The 19,043-nt window shown below is 34.7% G+C and carries 15 protein-coding genes; 2 read left to right on the top strand and 13 right to left on the bottom strand.

Annotation, left to right across the window (positions count from 1 at the left end):
• Positions 1-47: 47 nt before the first annotated feature.
• Together secF and secD are read right to left on the bottom strand one after the other, a co-directional pair.
• Positions 48-986, bottom strand: a complete 939-nt coding sequence (gene secF, locus COMX_RS04325; RefSeq protein ID WP_034337420.1) for a protein translocase subunit SecF — start codon at positions 984-986, stop codon at positions 48-50.
• A gap of 10 nt (positions 987-996) precedes the next feature.
• Positions 997-2,556: a protein translocase subunit SecD gene (gene secD, locus COMX_RS04320; protein ID WP_084051506.1), complete on the bottom strand. Its 1,560-nt coding sequence runs from the start codon at positions 2,554-2,556 to the stop codon at positions 997-999.
• A 385-nt stretch (positions 2,557-2,941) separates the two neighbouring features.
• On the opposite strand from secD, the gene COMX_RS04315 reads away from it, so the two are divergent.
• Positions 2,942-6,055 carry a Hint domain-containing protein gene (locus COMX_RS04315; RefSeq protein ID WP_051461860.1) on the top strand — a complete coding sequence of 1,038 codons (3,114 nt, stop codon included), beginning with the start codon at positions 2,942-2,944 and terminating at the stop codon, positions 6,053-6,055.
• Between the two features lie 138 nt (positions 6,056-6,193).
• On the opposite strand, the gene COMX_RS04310 is transcribed toward COMX_RS04315, so the two are convergent.
• Complete coding sequence (locus COMX_RS04310; RefSeq protein ID WP_152534152.1) at positions 6,194-7,249, bottom strand: SecDF P1 head subdomain-containing protein; 1,056 nt, start codon at positions 7,247-7,249, stop codon at positions 6,194-6,196.
• A gap of 77 nt (positions 7,250-7,326) precedes the next feature.
• Here COMX_RS04310 and COMX_RS04305 point away from each other — a divergent pair, with 77 nt between their 5' ends.
• Complete coding sequence (locus COMX_RS04305) at positions 7,327-8,325, top strand: Gfo/Idh/MocA family protein (RefSeq protein ID WP_034337412.1); 999 nt, start codon at positions 7,327-7,329, stop codon at positions 8,323-8,325.
• A gap of 49 nt (positions 8,326-8,374) precedes the next feature.
• Here the strand turns inward: COMX_RS04305 and arsH are convergent, their stop codons facing one another.
• The 10 genes from arsH to COMX_RS04255 form a co-directional block, all read right to left on the bottom strand.
• Positions 8,375-9,079, bottom strand: a complete 705-nt coding sequence (arsH, locus tag COMX_RS04300; protein WP_034337409.1) for an arsenical resistance protein ArsH — start codon at positions 9,077-9,079, stop codon at positions 8,375-8,377.
• On the bottom strand, positions 9,076-10,125 hold the full coding sequence (gene arsB / locus COMX_RS04295) for an ACR3 family arsenite efflux transporter (RefSeq protein ID WP_034337406.1): 1,050 nt from the start codon (positions 10,123-10,125) through the stop codon (positions 9,076-9,078). The genes arsH and arsB overlap by 4 nt, the downstream gene beginning before the upstream one ends.
• Before the next feature lie 8 nt (positions 10,126-10,133).
• Positions 10,134-10,409 carry a metalloregulator ArsR/SmtB family transcription factor gene (locus COMX_RS04290; RefSeq protein WP_051461859.1) on the bottom strand — a complete coding sequence of 92 codons (276 nt, stop codon included), beginning with the start codon at positions 10,407-10,409 and terminating at the stop codon, positions 10,134-10,136.
• 98 nt (positions 10,410-10,507) lie between these two features.
• The gene (locus tag COMX_RS04285; protein WP_200867621.1) at positions 10,508-12,313 is read right to left on the bottom strand and encodes an ABC-F family ATP-binding cassette domain-containing protein; all 1,806 of its coding nucleotides are present in this window, start codon (positions 12,311-12,313) and stop codon (positions 10,508-10,510) included.
• A gap of 61 nt (positions 12,314-12,374) precedes the next feature.
• Entirely contained in the window at positions 12,375-13,475 is a 1,101-nt protein-coding gene (locus COMX_RS04280) for an acyltransferase family protein (protein WP_034337400.1), read from the bottom strand.
• Positions 13,476-13,490: 15 nt separating this feature from the next.
• The gene (locus tag COMX_RS04275) at positions 13,491-14,756 is read right to left on the bottom strand and encodes a hypothetical protein (RefSeq protein WP_034337397.1); all 1,266 of its coding nucleotides are present in this window, start codon (positions 14,754-14,756) and stop codon (positions 13,491-13,493) included.
• Between the two features lie 35 nt (positions 14,757-14,791).
• Entirely contained in the window at positions 14,792-16,048 is a 1,257-nt protein-coding gene (locus COMX_RS04270; RefSeq protein ID WP_034337394.1) for a hypothetical protein, read from the bottom strand.
• An 8-nt stretch (positions 16,049-16,056) separates the two neighbouring features.
• Entirely contained in the window at positions 16,057-17,379 is a 1,323-nt protein-coding gene (locus COMX_RS04265; RefSeq protein ID WP_034337392.1) for a hypothetical protein, read from the bottom strand.
• A gap of 51 nt (positions 17,380-17,430) precedes the next feature.
• The gene (locus tag COMX_RS04260; protein WP_235176754.1) at positions 17,431-18,147 is read right to left on the bottom strand and encodes a TVP38/TMEM64 family protein; all 717 of its coding nucleotides are present in this window, start codon (positions 18,145-18,147) and stop codon (positions 17,431-17,433) included.
• Between the two features lie 6 nt (positions 18,148-18,153).
• Positions 18,154-18,894 (bottom strand): glycosyltransferase family 2 protein, encoded by a 741-nt coding sequence (locus COMX_RS04255; protein WP_034337389.1) that lies wholly within the window; start codon positions 18,892-18,894, stop codon positions 18,154-18,156.
• Positions 18,895-19,043 lie beyond the last annotated feature (149 nt).

Below are 19,043 nucleotides of genomic sequence, written 5' to 3'. Positions count from 1 at the left end.
TTCAAATAATGAACTACCTTTTTTTATAGAGTTAATTTATCAAAGTTTTAAGAAGCCTTTTTTGCTTTTCTTTTAAGGCTTCCTTCTTCCATAAAGAGTAATAAAGGTGCCGCAATAAAGATCGAAGAAGATGTCCCAACGACAATACCAAATAACATAACCCAAGCAAAACCTGATAAGGATGCGCCTCCAAATAGTGCCAAAGGCAATGCAGCTAGAAAAACAGTTGCAGAAGTAGCAAGGGTTCTGCTTAGTGTTTCATTAATCGACATATCTATAAGTTCACGAATTGGCATGGAATGATATTTGCGTAAATTCTCTCTTACACGGTCATAAACAACCACTTTATCATTCGTTGAATAGCCTAAAATAGTTAAAAGTGCAGCAACCATAACCAAATCAAACTCAAAGCGAGTAATGACTAGGAAACCGATTGCTTTGGTTAAATCAAGAAGCAATGTGATAATTGCACTGACCGCGAACTCCCACTCAAATCTAAACCAAATATAAATCATGATCATCAGCAAACTAAATCCAAGAGCTAGCAAACCATGATAAAACAATTCGGAAGACACAGAGGCACCAACTGCGTCTGCTCTGACAATTTTCGTACCATCTTGCGCTGAAGTAACAGCCTGTTTAACTTGGTTAATCAGTGTTTGGGTTGCTTCGGCATTATTTTCTTTGGGAGCATCCAAACGAATTAACACATTATTTTTTGCACCAAATTGTTGTAATCCAGCCGTTGAAATATGAGCTTGATTAAGCTCCATTCTAATTTTAGAAAAATCAGCAGGACCTTGGGTCTGGGCTTCGACAACCACCCCGCCACGGAAATCCAACCCCAGATTTAACCCTGGGTGGAAAAATAAGATAAGAGACGCAATAGACAGAACTGCAGAAGTAATCAGCCCAATAAAGCGTCCACGCATAAAGTGAATTTTAGTGCCATGAGGAACTAAATGTAATAAAGGACGGCCTAGCATGTTCTTTCTTTCAAATTGGTAGCTCTTTGGGACGAGTAACCGCATACCAGCGGATAATCAACATCCAAGATAAACATAAAGTCGTAAAGATCGTGGTAACAATACCAATGGTAATGGTTAAGGCAAACCCACGTACTGGTCCTGTGCCAAACACAAAAAGCATGACATGAGATAAAAATGCTGTAACGTTACTGTCAACAATAGTGCTGAGGGCTCTATCAAATCCTGTTTGAAGCGCATTTAAAGGGGTACGTCCATTACGAACTTCTTCACGGATACGCTCATTAATCAAGATATTTGCATCCACGGCCATACCCAACGTTAATAACATACCTGCCATACCAGGCAAAGTCAGCGTGGCTTCGAATAAGGATAAGATTGCCATCATTAATATCAAGTTTGCAAATAGGGCAACATCGGCATAAAAACCAAAACGACCATAAAATACTAACATAAAGACGATAACAAAAGCGAAACCAACAACTAAGCTGATAGCCCCTGCACGAATAGCATCTTCACCAAGTGAAGCCCCAATCGTACGTTCTTCAACGACTTTTAAAGGAGCAGGCAATGCACCAGAGCGTAACATTAACGCAAGATCTGTTGCTTTTTGTGCAGTAAAGCCACCTGTAATTTCCCCTCTACCATTAGGAATAATACCTCTGATGACTGGAGCAGTAATAACCTGATTATCTAAAACAATAGCAAAAGGTTTATCTTTGTTTGCTCTGGTTACATTTGCAAATGCTTGGGCACCAGCTGTATCAAATTGAAAATTGACAGCATATTCACCACTTTCTTGATTTAGTCCAGCACTGGCATTGGTTAATTCTGAACCATCGACCTCTACATGATCACGTATCGGTAGTTTTCTAGAAGGATCTTCCGTCATTGGCATAAAAGTAACCCCAGGAGGAGGAAAATCTGGGTTTGTCGCACTTTCATCCAATAGATGGAATGTCATTTTTGCTGTTGTTCCCAGCAGTTTCTTAATACGTTCAGGATCATCAACGCCTGGTAATTGCACAACAATACGGTCTTCACCTTGACGTGTAATGGATGGATCAACGGCCCCCGTGGCATCAATACGTTTTCTGATAATTTCGATAGATTGTGCAATGGCTTCAGCACCACGCTTTTGCATGGCTGTTTCTGAAAGCGTTAATGAAATCTGATCATTAGCACCGTCATTAACAGAAAACTCATTAACAACAGCTTTGGGCATAGCGCGCAAAGCTTGTAATACGGCATCTTTTTCAGAAGGGCTGCGTAGGGTAAAGTTTACACTACGAGTTTTATCAGAGATATGAATATCTTTATAACCCAGATTTTTAGAAATCAGGGTTTGGCGGATATTATCGCTGAGAGTTTGCAGACGATTTTTTGTAATTGTATTTAAATCAATCTGCATTAATAAATAAGATCCACCTCGCAAATCCAATCCAAGATGCACTTGGCGCCAAGGGATTTTGGGCGAGGGAGAGGACATAAAATTCGGTAAACATAATAATAGCCCAATAAAACAGGTAAGAATAACCAGGGCTAGTTTCTTGCGGCTGTAATACATCATCGCAGTAACGACTAAATCCTTATTTATAGACCATCATGGACTAAAATGGTTGATGAGAACGCTTAACGACGATGTCGTTGTGACGCAGGGTGTGGAATAAAGTTTTGCATATACAACAAAAACTTTATCAAAGTTAAAGATATATAAAACAAAAATGAAGAGTATTAAATAAGATAATTAAATTCGTGCCTATTTTACACTATTTTTGATAAAAAACCATAATATGTATCAAATTATTTTCTGAGTAATTGTTTTAGAAAATTAATTGTTAAGTGATGGTAAATATTTTTCTGTATTCATGTAATTATCAGTATATATTTTTTATGAGTTGCCGATATTCGCCGTTGTGATTTATGGCAATAAACACAAGTCAAGGAATAAAACTGTGAATGATAAGATAATTTCTTCTGGAAATATAATTAACACCAATAGTGATAATGGTAACATTTATCTTAACAGAGCTACTGTGATTACAGGTAATCAGTATGTTGATCAAGGACAAATTGCTAGCGATACAACGATTAGTAGTGGAACACAGTACGTTTCAGGAGGGAGAGCCATTAATACAAGTTTTTATAATGGATCTCAAGTTATCTCTTCAGGTGGTAGTGCTGACGGAAATTTTTTTTATGATGGATACGGATATCAAGTTGTTTCTGCAACAGACGCTTTCGTAGCTAACACTAGTATGAATAGTGGATATCAAAGAATACTAGGAAGTGCTATAAATACTAGTATTGGTAGTGGTATACAAGTGATTGGTGGTCTTGCATATGTATCTAATACTACTATTGATAATGGTGAGCAAGATATTTGGGGAGGTAATGTTCTTTATACCAAAATTGGTAATGGGAAGCAAAAAGATTGGGGAGCAGGAGTAGTTAGTAATACTACACTTATTAGTGGATCTCAAGAAGCTGGTGGAGCTAATTATACTAATAATTTTATTGATAATGGATTTCAAATAATTCATGCTGGAGTTGTTAGTAATACTAGTATTAATACTGGATATCAAATTATTTCTAATGGAAAACTTGATGGGTACCTTAAAAGCACAATTGTTGTTGATACACAAATTAATAGTGGTTATCAAACTATTTCAGGTGGAAGTGTTACTAATACAAGAATAAACAATGGCAATCAGTATATTTCTGGAGGAATTGTTTCTAACACTAATATTAACATTGGATCTCAAATTGTTTCAGCTGGAACTGTTTATGACACAAGTGTAAATAGTGGCGCACAAATTATTTATGGTGGGGCAATCAGCGGTATTACGCATTTATACACGAATGCCTCTCAAGTAATTATGTCAGGTGTTTATTTGAGTGGCGCAGTTGTTAGTGGTTCTGGAAGTCAAATAATTTCATCAGGTGGAGCAGTTTACAATAATACAATGCATGGAATAACACAGGTTATTTCATCTGGTGCTGTTGCGAGTGGAACAATTCTTGATGCAGATTTTTCTGTTTCATCTGGTAATAGTTTTTCCTATTCAGGAGACGGTGCCTCACAATTTGTTTTAGGTGGAGGAAGCGCTTATGGAACCATTATATGGGTTGGATCTCAGGTAGTATCATCCGGTGCTTTTGTGGATAGGACTGTTGTAAGAAATTTAGGTAGTCAATTTATTTCATCTGGTGCTATTGTTGAGAATACTACTCTTATTAATGGGGGTAAACAGTTTGTAAGTTCTGGTGCTAATATTAGCTATACAACGGTTTCACTTGGAGCAGTTCAATCTGTTTTATTTGGTGCTACTGTTGATTATACAAATATTGTTAGTGGTGGCTCCCAAACAGTTGCTTCTGGTGCCATTGTATATAATACGAGTATTCTTGGTTCTGGGCAGGGTACAGGGCGAACAAGTCAAACAATATTATCAGGAGGTATTGCAAGTAATACATTTATTAGTGGTGGATATCAAAATGTTGGTGATGGTGCGACAGCAAATAATACGACTGTGACTAATGGTGCTATTTATGCTGGTGATGGTTCAAATTTAGGCAATATTACTATTAATAATGGTGGTTGGTTAGATGTATCTATGGGTACAAATATTAAAGGCGAGGTTACATTAAATCCAGGTGGCAGTGCGTTGATAACAACATCTAATGGTGGGGTTATTAATCTAGTAGGTGATACAAATGGTGGATTAACGATTATTGGTGAACCACCATTAATTAACTGGGAAGGGAATGATGCAAGTGTTACCACTCAAATTCAAGGATTCTCTGGAACAGATGCAGATCATTCAGATAGTATTTTATTAGAATATGAAGATATCGAATTTGGAAAATTAACTGGTGTAACATTCCCAGATAATGATCATATTACCATTACAATGGATACAGGCTTTTCCCTTACGTTGAATATTGTTGGTATTAAGCAAACAGGATATTCAATTCAGACACCAAGTGATGGAGGATTAGGGTTAGTTCTAACAGTTTGTTTCTTGTCGGGAACAGAAATTCAAACAGAAACAGGAGTTAAAAATATTGAAGCTTTGCAATCGGGTGACTTAGTAACGACTTATGATTGGGCTAAAAAGAAATATATTGAACGTGTAGTTACGTGGGTTGGGCAAAAATATTGTCGCGTTAATAAACATCTTCCTGATGATATGGCAGGGTATCCTGTACGTATATTAAAGGGGGCTATTGCTGAAAATGTTCCTTACAAAGATTTATTAATTACCGCTGAACATTGTTTATTCTTTGAAGATAAATTCATACCAGTTCGTATGTTGGTCAATGGATCAACAATTTTTTATGATTACTCTATAACTTCGTATGAATATTATCACGTTGAATTAGAGGAACATTCTGTAATTATTGCAGATGGTATGCTTACTGAGAGTTATTTAGATACAGGTAATCGTCATGCTTTTAATCACCATCATAAAGTAATAGAAACTTCTTTATGCTCTGCAAAAGATTGGACGAAGAACGCTGCGGCACCTCTTGTTGTTGATAGAGGTGTGGTAGAACCATTATATAATGAACTCAAAGAACGCAACTCTATCGTAAAAACAGAGTATCAAGGACGTAATTACAAACTAATAGAAGATCCAGATATTTATTTGGTTACTGATCAAGGTGTAATCATTCGTCAAAAACGCGTTTTCAATGGTTATGTAACTTTTATGCTTCCATCAACAGTTCAATTTGTTTGGATTAACTCAAGAAGAAACCGCCTTTGTGATGTGATTGGTCCTTTCATAGATAACCGTCATTTCCTGGGTGTATTGATTAATGAAATAAAAATTTATGCTGATAGTGCACTAGAGTTCATAGAAGCTCATAAAGAGCAAGAGGAGTTATTGGGTTGGCATGCAAGACAAGAACAATTAGGGCGTTGGACAAACGGAAAGGCCTTCTTACCAATTAATAGTAAGAACTTATCAGATAACTCAGTATTGTATATTTCAATGCAGATATTGGCTGGTGGCCCTTATCTAGAGATTGCTCAAGAAGATGAGATTATTCTTGCAAGTTAAGAGATTTATTCGGTTGATTTAATTCTTGATAAAAAGCTTGTTGTAAAGCAGGCTTTTATTCGTTGTATTAAGTAAAAATGCAAGAATATATATAAATATCAATTTCGAGTTAATAAAAATATAAGACGAGCTTACAATTTATTTTTGAAAAATAGTTAACCTCTCAGTTTCAGTGACTTTGAAAGTGATTGGAATATAGTTCAAAGAAAGTAAATTAGCGATTGCATTAGCTTGCTGTTGTGAAAAATTCCCTTCAATCATTACCCTTCCACCGTATATAGGTGCTCTGATATGTGATGCAAATATAATTTCATTGTTCATAACGGTTGCTATAATTTTATCTACATTTTGGCGTGTAATATTATAAAGTTGTTCTTTATTAGAATTATCAAAATTTATATTTACGGAATAATTTTTTAAATACGGGTCGAATTTTGAGTTTGCGTTGATAATAGACTGACCGCTCATTAATTGTTGTTCATAGATTGGCAATGAGGTGTGTTGTGAAAATAAAAAAGGTAGAATGATTGTATCAATAGAGGAAGTGTTATGAGAAATAGAATTCTCATTAACAAGATGGAATGTTATATTTCCAACATTTTGAAAAAGGTTTGATAGATTATTTTTATTATCTTCTATTGGTATAATTATGAATTTATTAAGCGCCATAGGCAACATTATTGCGTGTATATTATTGATCATCAAAACGTCTTGAATAATCCATTTAGACTTTAAATATAATTCTTTTTCAATGCTTTGTTTGGGAATTGTTAAAGTCATTTGCAGTTGGTTACCAATTAATTCATTTTTTACCTCTGCATTATTAAGTATATTTTTAGGTAATATTTGTATGATGTTTAATATATTTGTGGAATCTAGAGCGTTTTTGTAAAAAATAATTAAATCATTATTTTTTTTTGCGATTTCTATATTATGAATAGACCGCTTATCGATTTCATTTTGGAGCTGTAGAGAAATTTTTGATAATTTATAATCAATAACTTTGTCCATATTGGCTTCGATGATGAAATATTTTTTAGCAGTCAAAATATTTATAAGATTGTTTGGATAAGAAGCTAGATCAGAGAGAACGCTATGAATGCAATTTGGTTTTGCTTGAACTGATTTCGTATAACCAAGGTTTGTAATAAAGAGAAAAAAACTTACACAATAAAGAAAGATATTTTTATTCATCTTGAGGTATGTCATCATTATTTTCATATAGCTATTAACTTCAACAAAGAAACATTTTTAAACTAAAAGAGTGCAGCATGAAAGAAAAAACAATATTACGAGTAGGGCTTGTTGGCGCAGGATATTTTGGACGGTTTCATGCATTAAAAACGGCCGCCTCTCAACGTGAAGCGTTGGTTGGTGTTTATGACCCTGTTGTTGAAAATGCTGAACGAGTAGGCAAAGAGGCAGGTGGTGCACCTTACATGCCTTTGGATAAGCTGTTGGATCAATGCGAGGCTCTGATTATTGCGGCTCCTGCCGAGGAGCATTATAAACTTGCAGTTCAAGCTATTCAGGCAGGCAAACATGTTTTAATTGAAAAACCCATTGCTTCCACCCTAGAACAGGCTGATCACTTAATTGAGCTTTCTGAAAAGGCGGGTATTGTTTTACAAGTTGGACATTTATTGCGTTATTCCGCTGAACAAAAAGCGATTAGTGAACGGATCAAACGTCCTCTTTATATTGAAACAACCCGTATTGCACCGTTTAAGCCTCGTGGAGTAGATGTTTCTGTGGTTTTGGATTTGATGATTCATGATTTGGATTTGGTGATGGCAATTGTAAATTCTCCGATAGATAAAGTCGATGCATTGGGGGCTGCGGTAACTTCCGAATTCGAAGATATCGCAAATGCAAGGGTGACTTTTGTCAATGGGTGCGTTGCCACAATTGCGGCCAGTCGGATTTCCTTAAAAACTGAACGTAAAATGAGAATTTTCTCTGAAGAAGGCTATTTATCAGCGGACTTTATGGAAAAACAATTGGTCATGATTGGTCGAGAAAAAGGCTTGCCTCTGCCTGGCACGAATGGGTTCAGACGCGAAGCAGTTAAATGGAAAGATCACGATAATTTAGAACAAGAACACGCCGCCTTTGCTGCGTCTTGCCTCGATGGCGCACCTGTGATTGTCGATGCGGTGGCTGGACGAAATGCGTTGGAGGCTGCCTTGGCAGTGATTAATAGTGTGAAAGAGTCAAGAGAGCGGATGCAAGCATCAGGGTTGTTAAGCCCGAAGAAGATGAGTTTTTGATTTTAAATGGAAGAAATTAACCTTTCCATTTAAAAGATAGGTTGATGAGCTATATTTCTTTCTGATTAACTCGTTTTGACAATTCTTCTGCACTTTCGATGCGTTCAGAATAGCGGTTGGTTAAATAATCACTTTGTCCTCTGGTTAGTAATGTGAATTTGTAGAGTTCTTCCATCACATCGACGATACGATTATAATAAGGAGATGGTTTCATACGGTCTTGCTCATCAAATTCTAAAAAAGCTTTGGGAACAGAGGATTGATTAGGAATAGTAATCATCCTCATCCATCGTCCCAAAATACGCATTTGATTCACGGTATTAAAGGATTGTGATCCACCACAAACTTGCATTAATGCCAAGGTCTTGCCTTGAGTATTTCGAATAGCTCCCGCAGCTAATGGGATCCAATCAATTTGAGCTTTAAAAATAGAGCTCATTGAGCCATGGCGTTCGGGAGAACACCATACCATGCTCTCTGACCATGCTAATAATTCATAAAGTTCTTTGACTTTTGGATGAGTATTTTCGGCGTTTTCGGGCAAAGGCAATCCTTTGGGATGAAATATTTTTACCTCACCACCAAGATATTCTAGAATTCGGCCTGCTTCTTGTACTGTCAATCGACTATAAGATTTCTCACGATTAGACCCATAAAGTAATAAAAAACGTGGTGGATGGGTTAAGTTTTTAGCTTGCACTTTGTCAAAAGAAGGTTTTTCAATTTGTTCTATATGAATATTTGGAAGAATCATGCGGATTGTTCTTTCTTAAAATATTTGCGGTTAAAGCTTAACGCAACATTTACTAATAAAATCAAAGCTGGTACTTCGACCAAAGGGCCAATGACGGTTGTAAATGCAACGGGTGAGTTGAGCCCAAATGTTGCAATTGCAACAGCCAAAGCAAGTTCAAAATTATTCCCTGCTGCGGTAAAGGAAATTGAGGTCGTAATGGGATATGTATTGCCCATCCATTTGCTGATAAAAAAGCTAATCATAAACATCAGCACAAAATAAATAATCAGAGGAACAGCAATTTTAATGACATCTAAAGGTAAATGAACGATATCGTTGCCTTTAAGGGAAAACATCGCAATAATTGTTAATAACAGTGCAATCAGGCTAATAGGGCTGATTTTTGGTAAGAATTGATCTTGATACCAATTAGCACCTTTTATATGGATGAAGATAACTCTGGTTAAAAAGCCTAATAAAAAGGGAATACCTAGATAGATCAATACAGAATGGGTTACTAACCAAAAATCAATATAAATAACTTCTGATTTAATTCCCAAAAATGGAGGAAGGTAGGTTAAAAAGAACCATGCATATGTGCTGAAAAATAGAATTTGGAAAATACTATTAAAAGCAACCAAGGCTGCTACATATTGATTATCTCCTTTTGCTAAATCATTCCAAACCAATACCATCGCAATACATCTGGCCAACCCGATCAGGATTAATCCTGTCATATATTCATAGTTATAACGTAAAAATATAAATGCCAGCACAAACATTAAACACGGCGCAATAATCCAATTTAAAATTAAAGATAAAGTTAGTGTTCGTTTATCTTTAAATATTTTTGGTAGAGTTGCATAATTGATTTTAGCCAGCGGTGGATATATCATTAAAATTAATCCGATAGCAATTGGAATATTGACATTATGAACGCTAGATTGGTTTAAAAATTGTGGAATTTGTGGAATAAAATTTCCAATTGTAATGCCGATCGCCATGGCAATAAAAATCCATAGCGTCAGGTTGCGATCTAAAAAAGAGAGTTTTGATTGGGACATATTGCTTTTTATGCTAAGGGATGGTGGGAAAGAGTAGTTAAAATTTCTTTTGCCCAAATGGGAAGGTCTGGATTTAAACGATAATATACCCATTGACCTTGGCGTTGATCCAGCAAGATCGCATGAGTTCGAAGTAATGCTAGATGACGAGAAATCTTTGGTTGGCTAAATGCCAGTTGCTCTGTGAATTCGCAAACGCAAATATTACTCTTGCTGATTACCATTTTTATGATTTGCAAACGGGTAGGGTCAGAAAGACATTTGAAGAAATCTGTTTGGTTCATTGATATATCCTTTAATACGAATATATATATATACGAATAATCATATATATTCAATCACAAAATCACTTTCTGATTTAGAGGCATTTTAAATCAGATTATCATTGTTTTAATTCTTCTTGTAACATTTCCAACTCCAACCAACGTTCTTCCATCTGATGATGTTCTTGATGGGCTTTGGTCAGTTGCTCTGTGAATTTATGGAAAGATTTTGGATCTTTTTCATAAAGAACAGGATCAGCTAGTTTTTCATTGAGTAACGCAATCTGAGTTTCTATTTTTTCTATTTTTTCAGGTAAATGATCCAGCTCATATTGATCTTTATAAGAGAGTTTCTGTGTCTTGCTTTTGACTGGCTTGCCAGAATTATCAGCTTTAGAGGCAGCTTTTTTAACAACTTCCTCTTCTTTCTGGCTTTGTTTACGCAGTGCCATCATGTCTGAGTAACCACCAGCATATTCAAGCCATTCGCCATTTCCATTGGCTATCAAAGTCGAGGTTGCCACGCGATCCAAGAAATCACGGTCATGGCTAACAACCAGAACAGTGCCAGGATAGGATGCAAGCAGTTCTTGTAATAAATCCAAAGTTTCCAAATCTAGATCATTGGTCGGTTCATCAAGAATTAAAACGTTAGAGGGTTTTGCCAGTGCACATGCCAAAAGTAACCGAGCTTTTTCCCCACCAGATAATGCATGAACAGGGGTTTTGGCTTGCTCTGGGTTAAACATGAATTCTTTCATATAACCTACGACATGTTTTTTTTCATCTCCAATTTGAACATAATCTCCACTGCCACTGGTCATTGTATCCGCAAGCGTTTTATTGGGATCTAATAATCTGCGTTGTTGATCTAATGTATTGACCTCAAGGTTTGCCCCAATTTTAATTTCCCCACTATCGGGGGTTTCTAAGCCTGTTAAAAGGCGTAAAAGAGTTGTCTTGCCTGCACCATTCGGGCCAACAATTCCCAGACGATCTCCACGCAAAACACGCAGATCAAGGTTTTGAACAATGACCTGATCACCATAGGCTTTGTTGATTTGCTCTGCCACTACCACCAATTTTCCTGAAATATCTGCTTGAGTAGCTTGCATAGAAGTCATAGACGGGTTTTTAACAATCTCTTGGCGTTTCGTGCGTAAGTCAGCCAGCTCTGCCATCCGGCGAACATTGCGTTTTCGACGAGCCGTAACACCATAACGAACCCAGTGTTCTTCTCTAACAATTTGACGGTTGAGTTTATGTTGCTCAAGGGCTTCTTGTTCAAAGAATTCTTCTTTCCATTGTTCAAATTGCGAGAATTTTTGCTCTAATTGTCGCGTTTGTCCTCGATCTAACCAAATAATACCATTCGCTATATTTTCCAAAAAGCGACGATCATGGCTGATGATAATCATAGCCGATGATAGTGATTTTAATTCAGCTTCCAACCACTCAATTGCAGGGAGATCTAAATGGTTCGTAGGTTCGTCCAACAATAATAAATCGGGTTTAGGAGCCAATGCTTTGGCCAAAGCACAACGGCGAGCTTCCCCACCTGATAAATTTTTTGGATTTTCGGTGCCATCTAGCTCCAGCGCATCAAGTAAAATTCGTGCACGATAATGGTCTTCATGGTCAGGTAACACAGAACACACATAGTCTAATGTCGTATTAAATCCCGAGAGGTCTGGCTCTTGTGTTAAATATTGCACAGACGTCCCAGGTTGTAAAAAGATACTGCCAGAATCAGCATGTTGCTGTCCTGTTGTAATTTTTAATAAAGTTGATTTTCCAGACCCATTACGTCCCACTAAACACACACGCTCTCCTGCGCCAAGGCTGAAGCTTGCATTGTCGATAAGCGGTTTTCCCCCAAGGGTAAAAGAAACATCTTGTAGCAAAAGAATAGGTGTGGACATAATGAATAGAACCTAAGGTCAGATATTATATTTTTAATATAGTAAAAAGTTTATATTGAAATATTTAATTTCCAACTTTGTTTTTTGATAGTATTTTAAAAGAAAGTCGTTGAGAGTAATGAATGCTGGGGCGCTCAATCATATAATAGCTTAATATACTAATTAAAATAGTTGTTATTATTTCTATAATAGAATGATAAATAATTGGTAAATGTTGATAGAAGTTTAACTTAAGATTTATTAGAAGACTTAGTCCTATTATCGGAAAATGCCATAAATAAATAGAGTAAGATATATCACCAAGTTTTTTTAGAGATGTTGGTATATATATTTTATTATGATATTCTAATCCAACAAAACCATATAAGAGCAATGCTGAACCAAATCCATTCAAATATACAATCTCCCAATATCCAAGGTAAGCGTGTTTAGGAACATTTACATAAGCATTTGATGCACCAATAAGAATTACTATTGCTCCAAATGTAATACTTATATATTTATCATAGAAAACATTTTTTCTTCTAATTAAAATAGGTAAAAGTAAGCCTCCTATAAAAAACTCTAAGACTCTGGGGTCTGTCATAGTATAATAATTAAAAGTGAATATATTATTATGATGGAGGATTATAAATATAAAAAGAATTCCTCCCCAACATAATAAAAATTGAATGAAGTATTTTTTGTTAAAAAAACATAAAAATAAGAATACACCCAAGTAGAAAAAAACTTCAAAAGAAAGAGTCCATGCTACGCCTAAAAATGGATAAATATGTGCTAATAATAATATAACTTTGAAATCATATAATTTTTGAAATTCAATACCGCGGTAACCGATTAGAAATGTTATAAAAGCAGCTACAGATATAGTAATCCAAAAAAGAGGATAAATTCTAAAAAATCTTTTAATTAAAAAACAAAAAGCATTTTTAAAGGAGCACTCATTTGTTTTAAAAATTAACAAAGTTATAATAAATCCACTAATAATAAAAAATAAATCAACACCCCAATTACCAATAGATATAAAGATACGTCCTAATTCCGAAATGACAGAGTGGGTATTTTCATTAGATCCAATTTTAGATGTGATGCAGTGTACACAGCATATTAATAAAGCAGCGATACCACGAAGTGCCTGTATGCTATTAAAAGTTTGTTTTGTCATTTCTAGGTCTTTTGATTATTTTTTTACAGGAAGTTTTATTTGGACCCAATTAGAAGGCCATATTTGGAAAGTGTAATCTGGATCTTTTTTCCATAATGCTACTTGCTGTTGCCAAGATAAGTAATTTTTAGGTGCTTTGACAATAAATGCTGGTTGTGTAAAAAAATGAATTCCACCAACGAAAATCAACCAACAAATAATGATTTTGCCAATTTTTCGTCTTACGTTAGGTAAATGATATGTTATGTAAACAAGCATAATACATAATAAAGATTGGCTAATAAATACGTAACGTTGATTAGCGAATGGAATTAAAAAGCTATTTCTATCCCCGATTGATCCGATAATAGAAATGCTAAAAAGTGTTAAAGCCGCTAGGAAAAGGAATATAGCGGGTCTTGTCGTTGCGTTTTTATAAAAAATGTAAATTATACCTGTGATGAATAAAGCCACAATGACACAAGGGAATACGAATGCATATAGATCATGCATATGATCATGTAAAAACGCCATATATGGCACTGTGTAGGAATTATTACCTAAAAAGGGAATATATAGTTCATGAATAAAGAAAATATTCAAAAAATCACTTACAAAGAACGCATGAAGGCGACCGTCTACTTTCTCATAAAAGAAAAAATACTGTATTAAACAACTGAGTAATAAAATTGAAAATTGTTCAATCCGAAGTTTATTTTTATCGATCCAGCAACGTATCGCATAAATAGGTAAAAGAGCAAAAACCATTAAACCAGAAAGCCCTGCTAGCAGTAAAATGATTATTTTTAACCATCTTTGATAAGAGTAACTGGGTTGAAGAATGAGGATAACACCACAAGCCAAAGTTAATTGAAACTGAATATGTAAACTATGTAAAGATGTCTCTGCTGTTTCAGGAACAAAGAGCAGCAATAAAGTTAAAAATAATCTTACTTGAAAAGAGACAAGCCATTCATCTTTTGCAGTTAAGAGTAAAAACAAAGGTAACAGTTGAAATAAAATTCCAATAATTGTTGTCAAATAAGGTGCATACTCAAAAGGAATACACCATCTTGCAATCAGGGTGACCCCATTTGTAGAAAGGTTTAAATAGCCAGCAAAAGGATGAAACAATGCTTGTAGAGGAGACATAGTCCAAGCATTGTAAAAGAAAATATACCCTTCTTCTGCCCAAAAGCGCCCATATAAAAACACGTCTGGTGCACGTAAGCACATTATGATTACAAACAAGAACAATAGCGCAATGGTTTGGATAGAGCGGTTACGTTTGAATGATGGCATATTTAAAGCTTTGAATATGTTTAATGAATATAATTTCAGTCAGAGTGTATTTTTATAAACCACCCTTTGGGCCATATTGCAATATTAATATTGGGATTTTGTTTTATTAATTTTATCTGTTGTCTCCACGGGGGGACACCATAAGAATGCGAGACAAAATGATAATAATTATAAGTATTGGCAATTAATAACCAAATACTTAAAGTAATACAAAAATATTTCCCCAATTTAGGTAGAGAATAAATAAAATAAACCAATAATAGACACATTAATGATTGGTTTATAAAAGCATAACGTTGATTAAAATAAGGTTCAAAAAACCAGTAACTTGGACCGATTGCTCCAAAAGTGGAAAGTGCAAGGTTCAATAAAGCGCTAATTAATAAGTAGCCAGCAAGCCTTGTTCTCGGATAATTATAAAAACAATATATTAGGAGCAGCAAAACAAATATACTTACACTACAGGCAAATATAGGTAGTTGCTGATTTTTAACTAATGATTGTAAATATAATAGATAAGGATTTGATAAAGAATTATTACCAAATAACGGAAGATATATATCTTTAGCAAAGAAAATACTCAGAAAATCTGTAAAGGACGTATGATATTGGCGCTGATTAAAAGAGGTATAAAAAAAAGAAAATTGAATGATATTACCAACAAGCAATGTTATGAATTGTTCTATTCTAGGACGGTCTTTATCAATAAGGCAGCGACATAAATATAGAGGAATTAAAATAATGCTTATTACACCAGAAAGAGCGGTTAAAAATAGAATACTTAATTTAAACCATCTTTGATGTGTTGGCTGGGTATCTAGTATTAAAATAATTGCAGTTGCTAAAGTTAACTGGAATTGAATATGTAAACTTTGTAATGAAATTTCCAGGGATTCAGGAACGAAAAGAAGTAATAAAGCGGCTAACAAACGGATTTTAAAAGAACTCAGCCATTTATCTTTGGCGGTTAAAATCAGAAAAGTTGGTAAAAGTTGAAATAATAGGCCTATTATCATAGTGACATAAGGCGCGTATTTTAAAGGTACACACCATTTGGCAAGAAGTGTTGCTCCATTAACAGGAAGATTTAGATAACCACCATAAGAGAAAAATAGCGATTTTATAGGATTGCTTAGCCAAGCATTTAAAAAAAATCCGCCTTCCTCTGCCCAAAAACGACTTTCAATGATAACTTCTGGTGAGCGCGTTATATGGATACAGGCTATTACTAATAATAGGAAAAAAGTTTGATATTTTTTTTTGTCATAATAATTTTGAATAGTTATCTTCATCAGAATGTCTAATTATTTTTTGGTGCCGTGTGTGTAGATAGTTGTTTAGGTATAACCATATACCAACCACTACTCCAGATTTTAGGGTGATATTCAGGATCATTTCTCCATTTTTCTAACTCTTGCCTCCAAACATGTCCAGCGCCATCTTTAGCTTCAGGAAGCAGTTGAAAAAAATTAAAAGAACCAACGATAAGCACCCATATAATAGTAGCATTAGCTACAATTTTTCCTGCTCTGGGTAATGTTACAGAAAAATAAAGAAGCATTAGAGCAAATAAAGCTTGGCTGAGAAATGCATAGCGTTCTGTAAAATAAGGATTAACTAATTGAATTGTGCCACCAACAACACCATAAATGGAAATACAAACCATCAGTATAGCTGTGATAAAAAAAAGTAATCCTTTGCGTGTTTTGGAATATTTGATGAAAATACTGGAGATAAAAATAATAAAAAAACTTGAAATTAAACAGGCTTTTATTGAAATCTGATGAGCCTCAACTTTATGAAATATATTGGCCATAATTCCTATAGACACGTGATAACGATGCCCTAAAAATGGAAAGATTATATCTCTAACATATAGAACACTACAAAAATCATTATAAGAAAAATGGCGTTGACGTACGATTGCAAAGTTATCAATATCGATTTTATGTACTAAGTTAAATAAGTAAAAGGAAAGTTGAATTGAGCTACCTAATACAAGTGCAATAGTTTGTTCATTGCGTAAATTTTCTTTTTCTAGCCAAGATTTTACGACAAAAACTGGAATAAGAACAACAGGGAGTAAGCCGCATAAAGGGGCAAAAAAAAGTAAAAAAAGCTTAAAGTAACGTTTATTTTTGATGTCCGTTTTTAAGAATGCTATGATTGTACAGGCCAACGCAAGGTGAAATTGAAGATGAAGGCTTTGTAAAGATATTTCAGAGGATTCTGGAACGAATAATAGCAATAAAGTTGCCAGTAATCGAACGTAAAAAGGGGATAGCCATTCATCTCTAGCTGTTAATAACAAATATATAGGAGTGATTTGAACAACCAATCCAACAAAGATTGTAAAGTAAGGTGCGAATTCTAAAGGAATATATAAATATCTGGCAATTAAGGTGGCGCCGCTGGCACCTAGATTAATATATCCACCAAAAACCACAAATAAAGCGTTCAAGGGGCTCATATTATAAGCATTAGCGTAAAATATATATCCTTCTTCTGCCCAAAAGCGGCCTTGAGTAAAGATATTAGGAGCACGAATAAAAAGAAATAATATATAAACAAATAGTAAGAGGCTGGTTTGATTACTGCGTTTATCTAATATATTGCCAGACAAAATATAAGACTTTCACTATATACTAAAAGATAAAATACGTTTTAAATTTATTTAGTTAGGGTCAGGGAGTTTGATAATTTTATTGACAATTTTTCCTAAATGCCAAATTAGTAGTCCTGTTCCAATAAAAGCAATGGCTAATAATAGATGTTTAATAGAAGCAATATGTTGTGTTTGTAAAGAAGTAACTTCTGTGCTGGCGATATGCCCCATGACGACATAACCAAACAAGGCTGGTAAAGAAGCAAGAGTTCCAATGAGATAAGCTCTTACAGAAATAGACGTCAACCCCAAAGCATAACTGGTTAAAGCAAAAGGCATAATGGGTGAAATACGTAATAAGCACACCAGTTTCCAACCATCAAGATGAAGTAAATTATCCAGTTTTTGCATTCTTGAAGATCGTTTTAAAAATTTTTCTATAAACGATCTAAAGATAGAGCGACTAAGATAAAACGAAATAAAAGCGCCAATCAAGGTGGCAATAGCAGAAAGGATAAACCCCTGCAATATACCATACAAAGCACCAGAACCAAAAGCAGCAGTGGATGCAGGTAATACGCCACATAAGGCAATAATAACTTGTATAATTTCGCTGATAATAAGCTCTTTGAGGGTAGAGGCTTGTTTTCTTTGTTGATAGAATTCTATTAATTGATGAAGAGTATCTGTATTACGACTGATTAAGATCCAGGCTCCAATTATGCTAATCGCGACCAAAAAAAAGATAAATAAACAAAATGATTTTTTAGAAGTTTTTTGAGACATAATAATTTATTTTTTGAATAGTGTATTTGAAATCAGCCCCAATTTATGTAACCGATACTCAATTGATGTCTTTAATACGCCCAGCCCATAAATAGTGCTGCGTTTTAAGTTAATAGAAGAAGCTTCTTTAAAATATTTAGTTGGGCAAGAAATTTCCCCAATACTAAAATTTTGATTAATAGCTTGTGCTAACATCTGATTGTCGAAGATAAAATCGTCTGAACAGCGATCAAGAGGCAAGGCTTTTAGGACTTCTTTGGTCCATCCTCTGTATCCTGTATGGTATTCTGAAAGCTTACTATTAAGTAAAATATTTTGAATAAATGTTAAGCCACGATTGGCAATATATTTATAAAGTGGCATTCCACCTTTCAAAGCACCTTTTCCCAAAATACGAGAGGCAATAACAGCATCATAATGGCCTGAAGTTAACATACTGACCATAGCTCTCAATAATTTAGGGCTGTATTGATAATCAGGATGTAACATAATAACGACATCAGCCCCTCTTTCCAAAGCGGCTTTGTAACAGGTTTTTTGATTTGCACCATATCCTTTGTTTTTGGCATGAATAATGGTATAAATATTTAACTTTTGGGCGATTTTAGCTGTTTCATCTTTGCTTGCATCATCAGTTAGAATAATATCATCTATAAGATCTTGAGGAATCTCATCAAAAGTTCTTTGTAATGTCTGAGCCGCATTATATGCAGGTAAAACAACCGTTATTTTTTTATTATTCATCATGATATTTGTGTTTCATTTAAATTATGAATTAAATAATTGTTTAACACATGAGACTTATTTTTTAAAAGCATTAATGTTTGAAAGTAAATTAGTTGTTTTATTTTAGTAACAGTAAAAAAATAAATTTTACTTGTTAGGTCGGCTAATTA

The organism is Commensalibacter papalotli (ex Servin-Garciduenas et al. 2014) (assembly GCF_000527695.1).
Lineage (GTDB): Bacteria > Pseudomonadota > Alphaproteobacteria > Acetobacterales > Acetobacteraceae > Commensalibacter > Commensalibacter papalotli.
Note: the sequence above shows the minus strand (reverse complement) of the source record. Positions and strands in the feature narration are given on the sequence as shown.

Excerpts from the sequence above, each read along its gene's own strand:
- secF (WP_034337420.1), bottom strand. The coding sequence starts at position 986 with ATGCTAGGCCGTCCTTTATTACATTTAGTTCCTCATGGCACTAAAATT.
- secD (WP_084051506.1), bottom strand. The coding sequence starts at position 2,556 with ATGATGTATTACAGCCGCAAGAAACTAGCCCTGGTTATTCTTACCTGT.
- COMX_RS04310 (WP_152534152.1), bottom strand. The coding sequence starts at position 7,249 with ATGAATAAAAATATCTTTCTTTATTGTGTAAGTTTTTTTCTCTTTATT.
- COMX_RS04305 (WP_034337412.1), top strand. The coding sequence starts at position 7,327 with ATGAAAGAAAAAACAATATTACGAGTAGGGCTTGTTGGCGCAGGATAT.
- arsH (WP_034337409.1), bottom strand. The coding sequence starts at position 9,079 with ATGATTCTTCCAAATATTCATATAGAACAAATTGAAAAACCTTCTTTT.
- arsB (WP_034337406.1), bottom strand. The coding sequence starts at position 10,125 with ATGTCCCAATCAAAACTCTCTTTTTTAGATCGCAACCTGACGCTATGG.
- COMX_RS04290 (WP_051461859.1), bottom strand. The coding sequence starts at position 10,409 with ATGAACCAAACAGATTTCTTCAAATGTCTTTCTGACCCTACCCGTTTG.
- COMX_RS04280 (WP_034337400.1), bottom strand. The coding sequence starts at position 13,475 with ATGACAAAACAAACTTTTAATAGCATACAGGCACTTCGTGGTATCGCT.
- COMX_RS04275 (WP_034337397.1), bottom strand. The coding sequence starts at position 14,756 with ATGCCATCATTCAAACGTAACCGCTCTATCCAAACCATTGCGCTATTG.
- COMX_RS04270 (WP_034337394.1), bottom strand. The coding sequence starts at position 16,048 with ATGAAGATAACTATTCAAAATTATTATGACAAAAAAAAATATCAAACT.
- COMX_RS04260 (WP_235176754.1), bottom strand. The coding sequence starts at position 18,147 with ATGTCTCAAAAAACTTCTAAAAAATCATTTTGTTTATTTATCTTTTTT.
- COMX_RS04255 (WP_034337389.1), bottom strand. The coding sequence starts at position 18,894 with ATGATGAATAATAAAAAAATAACGGTTGTTTTACCTGCATATAATGCG.